This window comes from Domibacillus sp. DTU_2020_1001157_1_SI_ALB_TIR_016 (genome assembly GCF_032341995.1).
GTDB lineage: Bacteria > Bacillota > Bacilli > Bacillales > Domibacillaceae > Domibacillus > Domibacillus indicus_A.
Genome location: NZ_CP135439.1, coordinates 1 through 16,541, shown reverse-complemented (window position 1 = coordinate 16,541; position 16,541 = coordinate 1). Strand labels below are relative to the sequence as shown.

Genomic DNA, 16,541 nt, shown 5'->3' with positions numbered 1-16,541 from the left:
TTTTTTTGAAGAAAGTATTAAGAGGTTTATCGAGAAAAAAGAAATGATAAAAAAGGGAGATCACGTAGCTGTGGCCGTTTCAGGCGGAGTGGATTCAATGGTGCTTCTTTCTGTTTTGCATAAGCAGCGGAACCGGCTTGGCATTACGGTGAGTGCTATCCATGTGGATCATATGCTTCGGGGGGAGGAATCGTATGAGGATTTCCGTTTTGTAGAATCTTTTTGCCGGAAGCATGCTATTTCTTTTTTTGGCCGCCGGGCAGATGCCGGCCGGAAAGCGAGTGAAAGCGGTATGGGTATTCAAGTCGCAGCCAGAGAAGTGCGTTATGCCCTTTTTCGAGAAGGAATGGAGAAGCTTGGAGCGAATAAACTGGCGACGGCCCATCATGCAGATGATCAAGCAGAAACGGTGCTTATGCAGCTGTCGCGGGGCGGCCACACACACTCTGGCATGCCGGCTGTGCGGCTTTTTGCGAGCGGCATGCTAATCCGTCCTTTGTTATGTGTGGAAAAGGAGGAAATTGCTGCCTACGCGGCGAAGCATTTTATTTCATATAGGGAAGATCCGAGCAACGCAAAAAGTACGTATACGAGAAATCGATATCGTCATCAGCTTCTTTCGTTTTTAAAAAATGAAAATCCAAAAGCTGCGGTGCACATTGGCTATTTTGCCCAAGATCAGCAGGAAGACGAACTTTTTTTACAGGCGATGGCCAAGGAAAAAATAAAGAATATGGCGGTCTGGAAACAGGAATCGGTTTCGCTGCAAATTGAACCGTTTCGCGAGGTGCCTTTGCCTTTACAAAGAAGGGCGATTCATCTAATATTAAACTATCTTTATCATGGAAAAACAGCGTTTTCTTTCCTACATATTCACCATATTTTACAACTGCTTCAATCAACTGCCCCATCAGGGAAACTAAACCTTCCATCACGCCTTTCCGTACGCAAACTAAACGAACAGTGTGTCTTTGCTTACGAAGCGGATGACAGGCCGAATAACAGAACTGATTTGTTATTTGCCGAAAATCGGCTGTACAGGCAGGGTGCCGGCACATTTAAGCTGAAGGAAGCCAGCGAGTGCCCGGACGGAGCAGAGTGTTTTCGTTTGAAGCTCAACACGCCTCTTCCGCTTTCGATTCGGATGCGGCAGGATGGAGATCGAATTCAGTTAAAAGGAATGAGTGGTTCGAAAAAGCTTGCACGGCTTTTAATCGATGAAAAGATTCCCCTTGCCTTTCGCGACCGCGTTCCAGTGGTAACGGATGCAGATGGTACGATTCTTTGGATACCGGGAATCCGCAAGTCGCTTCATGAAGGTGACGGGCCGCTGCTGTTGATTTATGAAAAGGAATGAACCAACTTTGGGAGGAAAATCTATTGCTACGTAACGATATTGAAGAAATATTAATTTCGGAAGAAGAAATACAAGAAAAAGTGAAAGAGCTCGGAGCGCAGCTCACTGAAGAGTATAATGACCGCTTTCCACTTTTCGTTTGTGTGTTAAAAGGTGCTATGCCGTTTATGTCTGATTTGGTTAAGCGGGTGGATACACATCTTGAAATGGATTTTATGGACGTTTCAAGCTACGGAGCTTCAACCGTATCGTCTGGGGAAGTAAAAATCGTCAAAGATTTAAACACTTCCGTAGAAGGCCGTGATGTCTTAATTATTGAAGACATTATCGACAGCGGATTAACATTAAGCTATCTGGCGGAGCTGTTTCATTACCGGAAAGCAAAATCTGTGAAGATTGTCACGCTTCTGGATAAACCAACCGGCCGAAAAGCGAAAATTAAAGCAGATATGATCGGCTTTACGGTGCCGGATGCATTCGTTGTCGGCTACGGTCTTGATTACGCTGAACGCTACCGGAACCTGCCGTATATCGGTGTTTTAAAGCCATCTGTTTACACGGCAGCCGAAGAGGAATAAGGGAGCCGGATGAATAGGCTAAAAGAAGGTTCAAATAGTTGTAAGGCCAACTTTTTGTATGATAACATTGCATATAGTCAGTTTTTCTCGGGAGGAGGTAAGGGATGAACAGAATTTTTCGCTACACCATATTTTACCTATTGGTTTTTCTTGTTATTATCGGCGTTGTGAGTTATTTCAATAACAACAACGCGCCAACAAACAATGTCACATACAATGAATTCCTGACATATCTTGAGCAGGATGACGTTGAGAAATTTACCATTCAGCCTGAGCGCGGTGTTTATGAAATACGCGGCCAATTAAAAGGGGCAGAGGACAATGAAATGTTTGTTGCGTATGCAACAGGCAATGACTCTACTTTAAACCGCATTAATGAAGCGTCTCAAAACACACAGGCAGAAGTTCTTCCAGCGAAAGAAACAAGCGGATGGGTGCAGTTCTTCACAACCATCATCCCATTCCTTATCATTTTTATTTTCTTTTTCTTCTTACTGAACCAAGCGCAGGGCGGCGGTGGCGGCCGTGTGATGAACTTCGGTAAAAGTAAAGCTCGTCTTTACAACGATGAAAAGAAAAAAGTCCGGTTTAACGATGTAGCCGGCGCAGATGAAGAAAAGCAGGAGCTTGTCGAGGTTGTAGAATTTTTAAAAGACCCGCGTAAGTTTTCTGAGCTTGGCGCCCGTATTCCAAAAGGGGTTTTATTAGTTGGACCTCCAGGTACCGGTAAAACTTTGCTTGCCAAAGCGGTAGCCGGAGAAGCAGGCGTACCATTCTTCTCCATCAGTGGTTCCGACTTCGTTGAAATGTTTGTCGGTGTCGGGGCTTCCCGTGTTCGTGATTTGTTTGAAAACGCGAAAAAGAATTCCCCTTGTATCATCTTTATCGATGAGATTGATGCGGTGGGACGTCAGCGTGGTGCTGGTCTTGGCGGCGGTCACGATGAGCGCGAACAAACGCTGAACCAGTTGCTTGTAGAAATGGATGGCTTCAGTGCCAACGAAGGAATCATTATGATTGCCGCAACAAACCGCGCAGACATTTTGGATCCAGCCCTTCTTCGTCCAGGCCGTTTCGACCGTCAAATTACGGTTGACCGTCCAGACGTAAACGGCCGTGAAGCAGTTCTGCGTGTACATGCGCGTAACAAACCGCTTCACGAATCAGTAGATTTAAAAGCGATTGCTCAGCGAACGCCTGGATTCTCCGGTGCGGACCTTGAAAACTTATTGAACGAAGCGGCGCTTGTGGCTGCCCGTGCCGATAAAAAGAAAATTGACATGAGTGATGTGGATGAAGCGACGGATCGTGTAATTGCCGGTCCAGCGAAAAAGAGTCGTGTGATTTCCAAGAAAGAACGAAAAATCGTGGCATTCCACGAAGCTGGTCATACTGTAATCGGCCTTGTTCTTGATGATGCCGATATCGTGCATAAAGTAACCATTGTCCCTCGTGGCCAGGCAGGCGGCTATGCCGTAATGCTTCCAAGAGAAGACCGCTACTTTATGACAAAGCCGGAACTTTTGGATAAAATCACGGGCCTTCTTGGCGGCCGTGTAGCCGAAGATATTATTTTCGGTGAAGTGTCAACAGGAGCTCATAACGACTTCCAGCGTGCGACAGGCATTGCCCGCCGTATGGTGACGGAATTTGGTATGAGTGACAAGCTTGGACCGCTTCAGTTCGGACAGTCACAGGGACAGGTGTTCCTTGGCCGTGACTTTAACAGTGAGCAAAACTATTCTGATCGGATTGCCTATGAGATTGATACGGAAATCCAGACGATCATTAAAGAGTGTTATGAGAGAGCGAAACAAATTCTAACAGAGAACCGTGATAAGCTCGAACTTATTGCAAATACACTTTTAGAAGTTGAAACGCTTGATGCAGCACAAATTAAGCATTTATCAGATCACGGAACGCTGCCGGATCGCAATTACAGCGACAACCAAAGCAAAACCGTGAAAGACAATGCAGGTCAAGCGGGTGAAACAGCGCAAACAGCGCAAACACCGGCAACTGAAACAACCAATCTGCCGGCTGAGCCAGCTGATCAACCAGAAGTGCGCGACGATCTTCAAAATCCACCGAACAATGGTGGACCGAAAGCATAATCACAAAGACGCCTGAAAAGCATTTCTTTCAGGCGTCTTTTCTCTTCTTTTCGGGAAGTGTATGTTATGATAAAACACGAAAATTAGACGGACAGGTGTGGTGAAGGTGATTTTTGTACTGGATGTAGGGAATACCAATACTGTGCTCGGTGTATACAAAGGGGAAACGTTAAAACATCACTGGCGCATTGAAACGAACCGGAATAAAACCGAAGATGAATATGGCATGATGATTAAAAGCCTGTTTCAGCATGATGGCCTGCAGTTTGAACAAATTGAGGGCGTGATTATTTCTTCTGTTGTTCCGCCAATTATGGCAGCACTCGAGCGCATGTGTGAAAAGTATTTCCACACAAAGCCGCTTGTCGTCGGACCAGGTGTGAAGACTGGTTTGAATATTAAATATGAAAATCCACGTGAAGTTGGAGCCGACCGGATTGTAAACGCAGTGGCCGGCATCCATGAATATGGCACGCCGATCATTATTGTTGATTTTGGAACAGCGACGACCTATTGTTATATCGACGAAAGCAGCCATTATATGGGCGGTTTGATTGCACCGGGCATTGGCATTTCTACAGAAGCCCTTTATACAAGAGCTTCTAAGCTGCCGCGTATTGAAATTACCCGACCGGAAACCGTAGTCGGGAAAAATACGGTTTCGGCTATGCAGGCCGGCATTTTATACGGATATGTAGGCCAGGTTGAAGGAATTGTCAGCCGAATTAAAAAGGAATATAACGCGGACCCTACTGTTATTGCCACAGGCGGTCTTGCTGGGCTGATTGCAAAGGAATGCAGCATGATTGATGTAGTGGATCCTGATTTAACGTTAAAGGGCCTTCGATTGATTTATAAGCGAAATACCCAATAAGAGAGGAAGAGGACTGTGAGCGATTATTTAGTAAAAGCATTAGCTTTTAATGGACAGGTTCGTGCGTATGCAGTGAATACAACGAAAGCGGTCGGGGAAGCGCAAAGAAGACATGGTTCATGGCCGACTGCTTCTGCAGCACTTGGTCGTACAATGACAGCAGGCGTCATGATGGGTGCTATGATGAAGGGTGAAGAGAAAATCACCTTAAAAGTTGAAGGCAATGGTGAAGCTGGCCCCATTCTTGTAGACAGCGATGCGAAAGGCAATGTGCGCGGCTATATTACGCGCCCGCAAACGCATTTTGATTTAAATGAACAAGGGAAGCTGGATGTGCGCCGGGCGGTCGGAACAGAAGGGATGCTGACTGTCGTGAAAGACTTGGGCCTGCGTGAAAATTTCAGCGGCCAGACGCCAATCGTCTCTGGAGAATTGGGCGAAGACTTTACGTACTATTTCGCTGTTTCTGAACAGGTTCCTTCCTCTGTGGGGGTAGGCGTGCTTGTGAATCCAGATAACACAATTTTAGCTGCCGGAGGATTTATCGTGCAGCTGCTGCCGAATACCGATGATGCAACAGTTACGATTTTAGAGGAGCGCATCACAACGATGGAGCCGATCTCAAAACTGATCGAACGCGGATTAACGCCCGAGCAGATTTTGATTTATATCCTTGGTGAAGAAAACGTTAAGTTTTTAGAAACGATGCCCGTCCAGTTTAACTGTAAGTGTTCGAAAGAACGCTTCGGAAACGCCATCATCAGCCTGGGACGCGAGGAAATCCAGGAAATGATCAATGAAGACCATGGAGCAGAAGCGCAATGCCATTTCTGTAATGAGAAATACCAATTCTCTGAAGAAGAGCTGGAGCAATTAAAGCAAGAAGTGTAAAAGTAAAAAAACCTGCCTGCAAAGGCAGGTTTTTTTATAGCTGCCCCGAAGTTAAATTAAAGTAATTGACTTTTCACTAAAAAGCTGGTAAATTCTATATAACCAATAAAAATACTCGGCATTTAACTGGAGGTAACAAATTCATGGTACGTGTGGCGAATTCAGTAGCAGATTTAGTTGGTCAAACACCTGTTGTAAAACTAAACAATGTGGTGGGCGAAAACAGTGCAGATGTTTACGTAAAACTTGAATATATGAACCCGGGCAGCAGTGTAAAAGATCGTATTGCGCTTGCGATGATCGAATCAGCTGAGAAAAAAGGCAGCCTGCAGCCAGGCGGTACACTTATTGAACCGACAAGCGGAAACACAGGAATCGGTCTTGCGATGATCGCAGCTGCAAAAGGCTATAAAGCGATTTTAGTTATGCCTGAAACAATGAGCATGGAGCGCCGCAACCTTCTTCGCGCTTACGGTGCAGAGCTTGTGCTTACACCAGGTCCTGAAGGCATGGGCGGTGCGATCCGTAAAGCAAAAGAGCTTGCAGAAGAGCACGGCTACTTCCTGCCTCAGCAATTTGAAAACGAAGCAAATCCTGAGGTTCACCGCTTAACAACAGGAAAAGAAATCACAGAGCAATTTGATCAGCTTGACGCGTTTGTAGCAGGTATCGGTACAGGCGGTACTATTACAGGAGCAGGCCAAGTGATCAAAGAAAAATGGGAAAATGCAAAGGTTTTTGCAGTAGAGCCAAAAGACTCACCGGTTCTTTCAGGTGGAAAACCAGGTCCGCATAAAATTCAAGGAATCGGTGCAGGCTTTGTACCGGCAATCCTTGATACACAAATTTATGATGAAGTCATTCAAATTGATAACGACACAGCATTTGAAACAGCACGCCGTGTTGCGCGCGAAGAAGGAATTCTTGGCGGGATTTCATCCGGTGCCGCTATTGCAGCTGCAATTCAAGTCGCTGAAAAGCTTGGTAAAGGCAAAAAAGTATTGGCGATTCTTCCATCAAACGGAGAGCGCTACTTGAGCACACCGCTTTATCAATTCGATTAATCGAGCTTCGGCCAGACTGCTAAACGCAGTCTGGCTTTTTTTCGTGTTAAAATAAGAAATGGAAAAGGAGCGGTGCGAAAATGAAAGCAGGAAAGTTCATTCTTAATTTTGAAGAAGCGATTCACGTAATGGGGATTTTAAATATTACACCCGATTCGTTTTCGGATGGCGGCCGCTACAACGAGAAGGAAGCTGCCGTACACCGTGCCGTACAAATGGTTGCAGACGGTGCACACATCATCGATATCGGCGGTGAATCCACACGTCCGGGCTATACACCGGTTTCTGTTGAAGAAGAAATCAGCAGAACGGTCCCTGTTATTGAAGCTGTATCTCGGGAAGTGGACGTCCCTATTTCTATAGATACATTTAAAGCGCGTACAGCCGAAAAAGCAGTAGAAGCAGGTGCGTCCATTATTAATGACATTTGGGGAGCGAAAAAGGAGCCAGACATTGCCGCGGTGGCGGCCCAAAAGCAGGTTCCGATTATTTTAATGCACAATCGTGAAGAAAAGAATTACACCAGCTTTATGAAGGACTGCTTAAACGACTTGGATGAAAGTATTACAATTGCCAAAAAAGCCGGAGTAGCCGATGACCAAATTATCGTCGATCCGGGCATCGGGTTTGCCAAAACAATGAAGCAAAACATTGAAATGATGCAAAACCTTGATCAGATTGCTGCTCTTGGTTATCCTGTTTTGCTCGGCACCTCGCGCAAACGGGTAATCGACTATGTTTTAAATGTGCCTGTAGAAGAACGGATGGAAGGAACGGGCGCTACCTGCTGCTTTGGAGCGCAAAAAGGCTGCCGCATTATGCGGGTACATGACGTTAAGCCAATTGCCAGAATGATGAAGATGATGGATGCTTTAATCGGAAAGGAGCCGGATCGTGGATAAGATATACGTTACAGGAATGGAGTTTTGGGGCTATCACGGTGTATTCCCGGAAGAAAACAAGCTTGGCCAGCGGTTTAGGGCTGATGTAACCCTGCACGTTTCTTTAAAGAAAGCAGGTCAAACCGATAACCTGGAGTATTCCGTTAATTATGCAGACGTCTACCATGCATGCAAAAAAGTCATTGAAGGCGAGCCGGTCAAACTTGTTGAAACATTAGCGGAGAGAATCGCTGCCAGCATTTTAGGAGATTTTTCAGCTGTGAAGTCCTGCACGGTGAAAATTATAAAGCCGGATCCTCCTATTCCAGGTCATTATGACTTTGTTGCTGTTGAAATTACACGGGGGCGCGAAGAATGATCCACGAAGCCTATTTATCACTCGGCACTAATATGGGAAACAGGGAAGACCAGTTGAAAGAAGCTGTTCGTCAGCTGGAGGAGCAAAAAAGCCTGCGGCTGCTGGCAGTCTCTTCTATTTATGAAACAGATCCTGTCGGCTTCACGGACCAGCCGTCTTTTTTTAATATCGTAGTTAAGCTAAAAACATCCATGACACCGGATGAACTGCTTGCAGCCTGCCAGGAAATCGAAAACAAACTAGGTCGTGAGCGGATCGTTCGATGGGGTCCGCGTACAATAGACCTTGACATTTTACTGTATAATCACGACAATATTAAATCAGATAGTCTTATTATTCCTCACCCGCGAATGACAGAACGTGCTTTTGTGCTCATTCCGCTGGCAGAAATAGATACAGCAATAACGCTTCCTGGTACAAGTTTGCCGCTGGAGCAATACGTAAAGAACGTGCAAGGGAAAGAAGGCGTCAAGCTATGGAAAACAGCAGACGCCTTTTACCGCTTGTGAAAATAGAAAGGTGATTGTACATGTTCAATATCGGACCGGTTGAAATCAAAAACCGGGTAGTGCTTGCGCCGATGGCTGGCATATGTAACTCTGCTTTCCGTCTTACAGTTAAGGAATTTGGCGCCGGCATGGTGTGCGCTGAAATGGTTAGTGATAAAGGGATTGTTCTTCAAAATGCAAAAACAATGAATATGCTTTATATCGATGAGCGTGAAAACCCGCTTAGCCTGCAGATTTTTGGCGGCGAAAAAGAAACGCTCGTTCAAGCGGCAAGCTTCGTTGATAAAAATACGAACGCAGATATTATCGATATCAATATGGGCTGCCCGGTTCCGAAAATCACAAAATGTGATGCTGGAGCTAAATGGCTGCTTGATCCAAATAAAATTTACGAAATGGTTTCTGCAGTCGTAGATGCGGTAGACAAGCCAGTTACGGTAAAAATGCGTATGGGCTGGGATGAAGATCATATTTATGCAGTTGAAAATGCCCGTGCAGTAGAGCGTGCCGGCGGCCAGGCTATTGCGCTTCATGGACGTACGCGTGTACAAATGTATGAAGGCCATGCGAACTGGGATATTATTAAAGAAGTAAAACAGGCCATTAATATTCCGCTGATCGGAAATGGTGATGTTCAAACGCCACAGGATGCTAAACGTATGCTAGAGGAGACAGGCTGTGATGGTGTTATGATCGGCCGGGCAGCGCTTGGAAACCCGTGGATGATTTATCAAACAGTTCATTACCTTGAAACAGGTGAACTAATTGGGGAACCAACACCTCGTGAAAAAATTGACGTATGCCTGCTTCATTTAGATCGCCTGATCGGCTTGAAAAATGAAAACGTAGCTGTACGTGAAATGAGAAAGCATGCGGCTTGGTACTTAAAAGGAATCCGTGGAAACGGTAAAGTGCGTAAAGAAGTTAATGAATGTGAAACACGTGACCAGCTTGCAACACTGCTGACCACATTTGTAAATGAAGTAGAAGAAAAAGAAGCGTCCAATCAGGCGGTTTAATTAGGAGTGAACGGAATGAGTGAAGAATTAAACGACCAGTTGTTAGTCAGAAGAGAGAAAATGCGGGCATTGCAGGAAAAAGGCTTAGACCCGTTTGGCGGCCGTTTTGAGCGGAGCCACACAGCGGAAAGCGTTGCTGCTGAATTCGAATCGTTTTCGAAGGAAGATCTTGAAGAAAAAGGGGCGGAAGTAGTCGTTGCCGGCCGTATTATGACAAAACGGGGCAAAGGAAAAGCTGGATTCGCTCACGTACAGGACTTAACTGGACAAATTCAAATTTATGTACGGAAAGATGCAGTAGGTGAAGAACAATACGATTTGTTTACTTCAACAGACCTTGGCGACATTGTGGGCGTGAGAGGGAAAGTGTTTAAAACAAACGTAGGTGAGCTGTCTGTTAAAGCAACAGAATATGTGTTTTTAACAAAAGCGCTTCGTCCGCTTCCAGACAAGCACCATGGGCTGAAGGATGTTGAACAGCGTTACCGTCAGCGTTATTTGGACTTGATCACTAATCAAGAAAGCCAAAAAACGTTTATTACACGCAGCCGCATTATTCAGTCAATGCGCCGCTATCTCGATAACAACGGTTATTTAGAAGTGGAAACACCAATGATGCATGCGATTGCTGGTGGAGCTTCAGCTCGTCCGTTCGTAACTCATCATAATGCACTTGATATGGAACTATATATGCGGATTGCGATTGAGCTGCACTTGAAGCGTCTAATCGTAGGCGGTATGGAAAAAGTGTATGAAATTGGCCGCGTATTCCGTAACGAAGGTGTATCGACACGCCACAATCCTGAATTTACAATGATTGAGCTGTATGAAGCATATGCAGATTATAAAGATATCATGAGCTTAACTGAGAATTTAATTGCTCATGTGGCGCAGGAAGTGCTCGGTACGACAACGGTTCAATATGGAGAAGATACGGTAGAATTAAAACCAGAATGGCGCCGTCTTCATATGGTGGATGCAGTAAAAGAATATACAGGCGTTGATTTCTGGAAAGAAATGAACGATGAAGAAGCACGGGCACTTGCGAAAGAACACGGCATTGATTACAAAGAAACGATGCAATATGGACATATTGTCAACGAGTTCTTTGAGCAGAAAGTAGAAGAAGAGCTTGTTCAGCCTACGTTCATTTATGGACATCCGGTTGAGATTTCACCACTGGCGAAAAAGAATCCGGAAGATCCTCGTTTCACAGATCGTTTTGAGTTGTTTATCGTTCGTCGTGAACACGCTAATGCCTTCACAGAGCTCAATGATCCAATTGATCAGCGTGAACGGTTTGAAGCGCAATTAAAAGAGCGTGAGCAAGGAAATGACGAAGCACATGAAATGGATGATGATTTCATCGAAGCACTGGAATACGGTATGCCTCCAACAGGCGGTTTAGGTATCGGTATCGACCGTTTGGTTATGCTTTTAACGAACGCTCCATCTATTCGTGACGTTCTTCTATTCCCGCATATGAGACATAAAGATTAATAAACAAATCTCCGGTGAAAGCACCGGAGATTTTATTTTGAAAAAAACTTTTAAAAAAAGCTTGCGTCGGATGAATCACGGTGGTATATTTATATTCGTTGTCAGCAACATAGAACAACAAACTTAAAAAATACTTCAAAAAAGTGATTGACATCACTTGAGAGAAGTGTTAAGATATTAAAGTCGCAAATGACACATTGAACATTGAAAACTGAACAAAATCAATAAAAACGTCAACGTTTTAAATTTTTATCTTCCACTAAAAACACCCCGTGTTTTAGTGGAAACAAATGAGCAAGTCAAACTTTTTTGGAGAGTTTGATCCTGGCTCAGGACGAACGCTGGCGGCGTGCCTAATACATGCAAGTCGAGCGGACTTGACAGAGCTTGCTCTGTTCAAGTTAGCGGCGGACGGGTGAGTAACACGTGGGTAACCTGCCTGTAAGACTGGGATAACTCCGGGAAACCGGGGCTAATACCGGATAATGTCAAGAGCTGCATGGCTCTTGATTGAAAGGCGGCTTCGGCTGTCACTTACAGATGGACCCGCGGCGCATTAGCTAGTTGGTGAGGTAACGGCTCACCAAGGCGACGATGCGTAGCCGACCTGAGAGGGTGATCGGCCACACTGGGACTGAGACACGGCCCAGACTCCTACGGGAGGCAGCAGTAGGGAATCTTCCGCAATGGACGAAAGTCTGACGGAGCAACGCCGCGTGAGTGAAGAAGGTTTTCGGATCGTAAAACTCTGTTGTCAGGGAAGAACAAGTACGGGAGTAACTGCCCGTACCTTGACGGTACCTGGCCAGAAAGCCACGGCTAACTACGTGCCAGCAGCCGCGGTAATACGTAGGTGGCAAGCGTTGTCCGGAATTATTGGGCGTAAAGCGCGCGCAGGCGGCCTTTTAAGTCTGATGTGAAAGCCCACGGCTCAACCGTGGAGGGTCATTGGAAACTGGAAGGCTTGAGTGCAGAAGAGAAGAGCGGAATTCCACGTGTAGCGGTGAAATGCGTAGAGATGTGGAGGAACACCAGTGGCGAAGGCGGCTCTTTGGTCTGTAACTGACGCTGAGGCGCGAAAGCGTGGGGAGCGAACAGGATTAGATACCCTGGTAGTCCACGCCGTAAACGATGAGTGCTAAGTGTTGGGGGGTTTCCGCCCCTCAGTGCTGCAGCTAACGCATTAAGCACTCCGCCTGGGGAGTACGGCCGCAAGGCTGAAACTCAAAGGAATTGACGGGGGCCCGCACAAGCGGTGGAGCATGTGGTTTAATTCGAAGCAACGCGAAGAACCTTACCAGGTCTTGACATCCCGCTGACCTCCCTGGAGACAGGGCTTTCCCTTCGGGGACAGCGGTGACAGGTGGTGCATGGTTGTCGTCAGCTCGTGTCGTGAGATGTTGGGTTAAGTCCCGCAACGAGCGCAACCCTTGATCTTAGTTGCCAGCATTTAGTTGGGCACTCTAAGGTGACTGCCGGTGACAAACCGGAGGAAGGTGGGGATGACGTCAAATCATCATGCCCCTTATGACCTGGGCTACACACGTGCTACAATGGATGGTACAAAGGGCTGCAAGACCGCGAGGTTTAGCCAATCCCATAAAACCATTCTCAGTTCGGATTGCAGGCTGCAACTCGCCTGCATGAAGCTGGAATCGCTAGTAATCGCGGATCAGCATGCCGCGGTGAATACGTTCCCGGGCCTTGTACACACCGCCCGTCACACCACGAGAGTTTGCAACACCCGAAGTCGGTGGGGTAACCCTTACGGGAGCCAGCCGCCGAAGGTGGGGCAGATGATTGGGGTGAAGTCGTAACAAGGTAGCCGTATCGGAAGGTGCGGCTGGATCACCTCCTTTCTAAGGATATTTACGGAAGTGAGAACTTGGTTCTCGCAAACGTTTGACGTTTGATTTTGTTCAGTTTTGAAGGTTCAATCTGAAACTTCATAATGGAAGTAGGGGCCTATAGCTCAGCTGGTTAGAGCGCACGCCTGATAAGCGTGAGGTCGATGGTTCGAGTCCATTTAGGCCCACCATTCTTACTTCTTTATACGGGGCCTTAGCTCAGCTGGGAGAGCGCCTGCTTTGCACGCAGGAGGTCAGCGGTTCGATCCCGCTAGGCTCCACCATATTATGTTCTTTGAAAACTGGATAGAAGCAACACATTGTATGACCAAAGCAAAAAACCGAGTAAGATACACCGCCATTTTAGGTTAAGTTAGAAAGGGCGCACGGTGGATGCCTTGGCACTAGGAGCCGAAGAAGGACGGGACTAACACCGATATGCTCCGGGGAGCTGTAAGTAAGCTTTGATCCGGAGATTTCCGAATGGGGAAACCCGCCATCCGTAATGGGGTGGCACCCCTGCCTGAATACATAGGGCAGGAGGAGGCATACCCGGGGAACTGAAACATCTAAGTACCCGGAGGAAGAGAAAGCAAACGCGATTCCCTGAGTAGCGGCGAGCGAAACGGGACATAGCCCAAACCAAGAAGCTTGCTTCTTGGGGTTGTAGGACACTCTATACGGAGTTACAAAGGAAGAGGATAGGTGAAGCGATCTGGAAAGATCCGCGGTACAAGGTAACAGCCCTGTAGCCGAAATTCTCTTCTCTCTTGAGTGTATCCTGAGTACGGCGGAACACGAGGAATTCCGTCGGAATCCGGGAGGACCATCTCCCAAGGCTAAATACTCCCTAGTGACCGATAGTGAACCAGTACCGTGAGGGAAAGGTGAAAAGCACCCCGGAAGGGGAGTGAAAGAGATCCTGAAACCGTGTGCCTACAAGTAGTTAGAGCCCTTTAACGGGTGATAGCGTGCCTTTTGTAGAATGAACCGGCGAGTTACGATTTCATGCAAGGTTAAGCTGATAAGGCGGAGCCGCAGCGAAAGCGAGTCTGAATAGGGCGCATGAGTATGAGGTCGTAGACCCGAAACCAGGTGATCTACCCATGTCCAGGATGAAGGTGAGGTAACACTCACTGGAGGTCCGAACCCACGCACGTTGAAAAGTGCGGGGATGAGGTGTGGGTAGCGGTGAAATTCCAATCGAACCTGGAGATAGCTGGTTCTCTCCGAAATAGCTTTAGGGCTAGCCTCAAACGAAGAGTACTGGAGGTAGAGCACTGTTTGGACTAGGGGCCCATCCCGGGTTACCGAATTCAGACAAACTCCGAATGCCAGATACTTATGTTTGGGAGTCAGACTGCGAGTGATAAGATCCGTAGTCAAGAGGGAAACAGCCCAGACCACCAGCTAAGGTCCCAAAGTATACGTTAAGTGGAAAAGGATGTGGAGTTGCCCAGACAACCAGGATGTTGGCTTAGAAGCAGCCACCATTTAAAGAGTGCGTAATAGCTCACTGGTCGAGTGACTCTGCGCCGAAAATGTACCGGGGCTAAACGTATCACCGAAGCTGTGGATTGACACCTTTCGGTGTCAGTGGTAGGAGAGCGTTCCAGGGGCTGTGAAGCCAGACCGGAAGGACTGGTGGAGCGCCTGGAAGTGAGAATGCCGGTATGAGTAGCGAAAGAAGGGTGAGAATCCCTTCCACCGAATGCCTAAGGTTTCCTGAGGAAGGCTCGTCCTCTCAGGGTTAGTCGGGACCTAAGCCGAGGCCGAAAGGCGTAGGCGATGGATAACAGGTTGATATTCCTGTACCACCAAGCATCGTTTGAGTGATGGGGGGACGCAGGAGGATAGGAGATCACGCAGCTGGATACGCGTGTTTAAGCAGTCAGGCTGGAAATGAGGCAAATCCCGTTTCCATTAAGGCTGAGCTGTGATGACGAGGGAATTTTAGTACCGAAGTCTTCGATTCCACACTGCCAAGAAAAGCCTCTAGCGAGATGTAAGGTGCCCGTACCGCAAACCGACACAGGTAGGCGAGGAGAGAATCCTAAGGTGAGCGAGTGAACTCTCGTTAAGGAACTCGGCAAAATGACCCCGTAACTTCGGGAGAAGGGGTGCTCTGGTAGGGTGCAAGCCCGAGAGAGCCGCAGTGAATAGGCCCAGGCGACTGTTTAGCAAAAACACAGGTCTCTGCAAAGCCGCAAGGCGACGTATAGGGGCTGACGCCTGCCCGGTGCTGGAAGGTTAAGAGGAGGGCTTAGCGCAAGCGAAGGTCTGAATTGAAGCCCCAGTAAACGGCGGCCGTAACTATAACGGTCCTAAGGTAGCGAAATTCCTTGTCGGGTAAGTTCCGACCCGCACGAAAGGCGCAACGATCTGGGCACTGTCTCAACGAGAGACTCGGTGAAATTATAGTACCTGTGAAGATGCAGGTTACCCGCGACAGGACGGAAAGACCCCGTGGAGCTTTACTGCAGCCTGATATTGAATTTTGGCACAGTCTGCACAGGATAGGCAGGAGCCTTGGAAGCCGGAGCGCCAGCTTCGGTGGAGGCGCTGGTGGGATACTGCCCTGACTGTGTTGAAATTCTAACCCGCACCCGTGATCCGGGTGGGAGACAGTGTCAGGCGGGCAGTTTGACTGGGGCGGTCGCCTCCTAAAATGTAACGGAGGCGCCCAAAGGTTCCCTCAGAATGGTTGGAAATCATTCGCAGAGTGTAAAGGCACAAGGGAGCTTGACTGCGAGACCTACAAGTCGAGCAGGGACGAAAGTCGGGCTTAGTGATCCGGTGGTTCCGCATGGAAGGGCCATCGCTCAACGGATAAAAGCTACCCCGGGGATAACAGGCTTATCTCCCCCAAGAGTCCACATCGACGGGGAGGTTTGGCACCTCGATGTCGGCTCATCGCATCCTGGGGCTGTAGTCGGTCCCAAGGGTTGGGCTGTTCGCCCATTAAAGCGGTACGCGAGCTGGGTTCAGAACGTCGTGAGACAGTTCGGTCCCTATCCGTCGCGGGCGCAGGAAATTTGAGAGGAGCTGTCCTTAGTACGAGAGGACCGGGATGGACACACCGCTGGTGTACCAGTTGTCTCGCCAGAGGCATCGCTGGGTAGCTATGTGTGGACGGGATAAGTGCTGAAAGCATCTAAGCATGAAGCCCCCCTCAAGATGAGATTTCCCATTACGCAAGTAAGTAAGATCCCTTGAAGATGACGAGGTAGATAGGTTCGAGGTGGAAGTGCGGCGACGCATGGAGCTGACGAATACTAATCGATCGAGGACTTAATCAATGTACACTTGGCGTGTAACCGAAAGGTTTTTGCCCATACAATAACGCTTCTATCCAGTTTTGAAAGAACACTTCTTTCAAACTTCATAGTCAGGTGGCAATAGCGAAGAGGTCACACCCGTTCCCATCCCGAACACGGCCGTTAAGCTCTTCAGCGCCGATGGTAGTTGGGGGTTTCCCCCTGTGAGAGCAGGACGCCGCCTGGCACGCTAAGACAACTTGAGAAATCA

11 protein-coding genes, 2 tRNA genes and 3 rRNA genes are annotated in these 16,541 nt (G+C 47.6%); all 16 read left to right on the top strand.

Annotated features, from left to right (window positions below):
- The first annotated feature begins 43 nt into the window (after positions 1-43).
- Positions 44-1,357 carry a tRNA lysidine(34) synthetase TilS gene (tilS, locus tag RRU94_RS08115; RefSeq protein WP_315693625.1) on the top strand — a complete coding sequence of 438 codons (1,314 nt, stop codon included), beginning with the start codon at positions 44-46 and terminating at the stop codon, positions 1,355-1,357.
- A gap of 23 nt (positions 1,358-1,380) precedes the next feature.
- Positions 1,381-1,935, top strand: coding sequence for a hypoxanthine phosphoribosyltransferase (gene hpt, locus RRU94_RS08110; protein ID WP_251274027.1), 555 nt, complete (start codon positions 1,381-1,383; stop codon positions 1,933-1,935).
- Between the two features lie 104 nt (positions 1,936-2,039).
- On the top strand, positions 2,040-4,049 hold the full coding sequence (ftsH, locus tag RRU94_RS08105) for an ATP-dependent zinc metalloprotease FtsH (protein ID WP_251274021.1): 2,010 nt from the start codon (positions 2,040-2,042) through the stop codon (positions 4,047-4,049).
- A gap of 106 nt (positions 4,050-4,155) precedes the next feature.
- The gene (locus RRU94_RS08100) at positions 4,156-4,923 is read left to right on the top strand and encodes a type III pantothenate kinase (RefSeq protein WP_315693623.1); all 768 of its coding nucleotides are present in this window, start codon (positions 4,156-4,158) and stop codon (positions 4,921-4,923) included.
- 15 nt (positions 4,924-4,938) lie between these two features.
- Complete coding sequence (gene hslO / locus RRU94_RS08095) at positions 4,939-5,814, top strand: Hsp33 family molecular chaperone HslO (protein ID WP_315693622.1); 876 nt, start codon at positions 4,939-4,941, stop codon at positions 5,812-5,814.
- A 143-nt stretch (positions 5,815-5,957) separates the two neighbouring features.
- Positions 5,958-6,878, top strand: a complete 921-nt coding sequence (gene cysK / locus RRU94_RS08090; protein ID WP_315693621.1) for a cysteine synthase A — start codon at positions 5,958-5,960, stop codon at positions 6,876-6,878.
- An 80-nt stretch (positions 6,879-6,958) separates the two neighbouring features.
- On the top strand, positions 6,959-7,780 hold the full coding sequence (gene folP / locus RRU94_RS08085; protein WP_315693620.1) for a dihydropteroate synthase: 822 nt from the start codon (positions 6,959-6,961) through the stop codon (positions 7,778-7,780).
- Positions 7,773-8,138, top strand: a complete 366-nt coding sequence (gene folB / locus RRU94_RS08080; protein WP_315693619.1) for a dihydroneopterin aldolase — start codon at positions 7,773-7,775, stop codon at positions 8,136-8,138. Before folP ends, folB begins: the two co-directional genes overlap by 8 nt.
- Positions 8,135-8,647 carry a 2-amino-4-hydroxy-6-hydroxymethyldihydropteridine diphosphokinase gene (gene folK, locus RRU94_RS08075; protein WP_315693618.1) on the top strand — a complete coding sequence of 171 codons (513 nt, stop codon included), beginning with the start codon at positions 8,135-8,137 and terminating at the stop codon, positions 8,645-8,647. The genes folB and folK overlap by 4 nt, the downstream gene beginning before the upstream one ends.
- A gap of 20 nt (positions 8,648-8,667) precedes the next feature.
- Positions 8,668-9,666, top strand: a complete 999-nt coding sequence (gene dusB / locus RRU94_RS08070; protein WP_315693617.1) for a tRNA dihydrouridine synthase DusB — start codon at positions 8,668-8,670, stop codon at positions 9,664-9,666.
- 15 nt (positions 9,667-9,681) lie between these two features.
- The gene (gene lysS / locus RRU94_RS08065) at positions 9,682-11,166 is read left to right on the top strand and encodes a lysine--tRNA ligase (protein WP_315693616.1); all 1,485 of its coding nucleotides are present in this window, start codon (positions 9,682-9,684) and stop codon (positions 11,164-11,166) included.
- A 306-nt stretch (positions 11,167-11,472) separates the two neighbouring features.
- A 16S ribosomal RNA gene (locus RRU94_RS08060) occupies positions 11,473-13,025 on the top strand.
- A 102-nt stretch (positions 13,026-13,127) separates the two neighbouring features.
- Positions 13,128-13,204 (top strand) — tRNA-Ile (locus RRU94_RS08055).
- Between the two features lie 17 nt (positions 13,205-13,221).
- Positions 13,222-13,297, top strand: a tRNA-Ala gene (locus RRU94_RS08050).
- 82 nt (positions 13,298-13,379) lie between these two features.
- Positions 13,380-16,312, top strand: a 23S ribosomal RNA gene (locus RRU94_RS08045).
- 89 nt (positions 16,313-16,401) lie between these two features.
- Positions 16,402-16,517: ribosomal RNA gene (gene rrf, locus RRU94_RS08040) — 5S ribosomal RNA — on the top strand.
- The 16S, 23S and 5S rRNA genes sit together here with 2 tRNA genes alongside, the layout of an rRNA operon.
- The last annotated feature ends 24 nt before the right edge of the window (positions 16,518-16,541 follow it).

What these genes read in the sequence shown, in the direction of transcription:
- ftsH (WP_251274021.1), top strand. Translation starts at nt 2,040, where the DNA reads ATGAACAGAATTTTTCGCTACACCATATTTTACCTATTGGTTTTTCTT.
- folP (WP_315693620.1), top strand. Translation starts at nt 6,959, where the DNA reads ATGAAAGCAGGAAAGTTCATTCTTAATTTTGAAGAAGCGATTCACGTA.
- cysK (WP_315693621.1), top strand. Translation starts at nt 5,958, where the DNA reads ATGGTACGTGTGGCGAATTCAGTAGCAGATTTAGTTGGTCAAACACCT.
- dusB (WP_315693617.1), top strand. Translation starts at nt 8,668, where the DNA reads ATGTTCAATATCGGACCGGTTGAAATCAAAAACCGGGTAGTGCTTGCG.
- lysS (WP_315693616.1), top strand. Translation starts at nt 9,682, where the DNA reads ATGAGTGAAGAATTAAACGACCAGTTGTTAGTCAGAAGAGAGAAAATG.
- tilS (WP_315693625.1), top strand. Translation starts at nt 44, where the DNA reads ATGATAAAAAAGGGAGATCACGTAGCTGTGGCCGTTTCAGGCGGAGTG.
- folK (WP_315693618.1), top strand. Translation starts at nt 8,135, where the DNA reads ATGATCCACGAAGCCTATTTATCACTCGGCACTAATATGGGAAACAGG.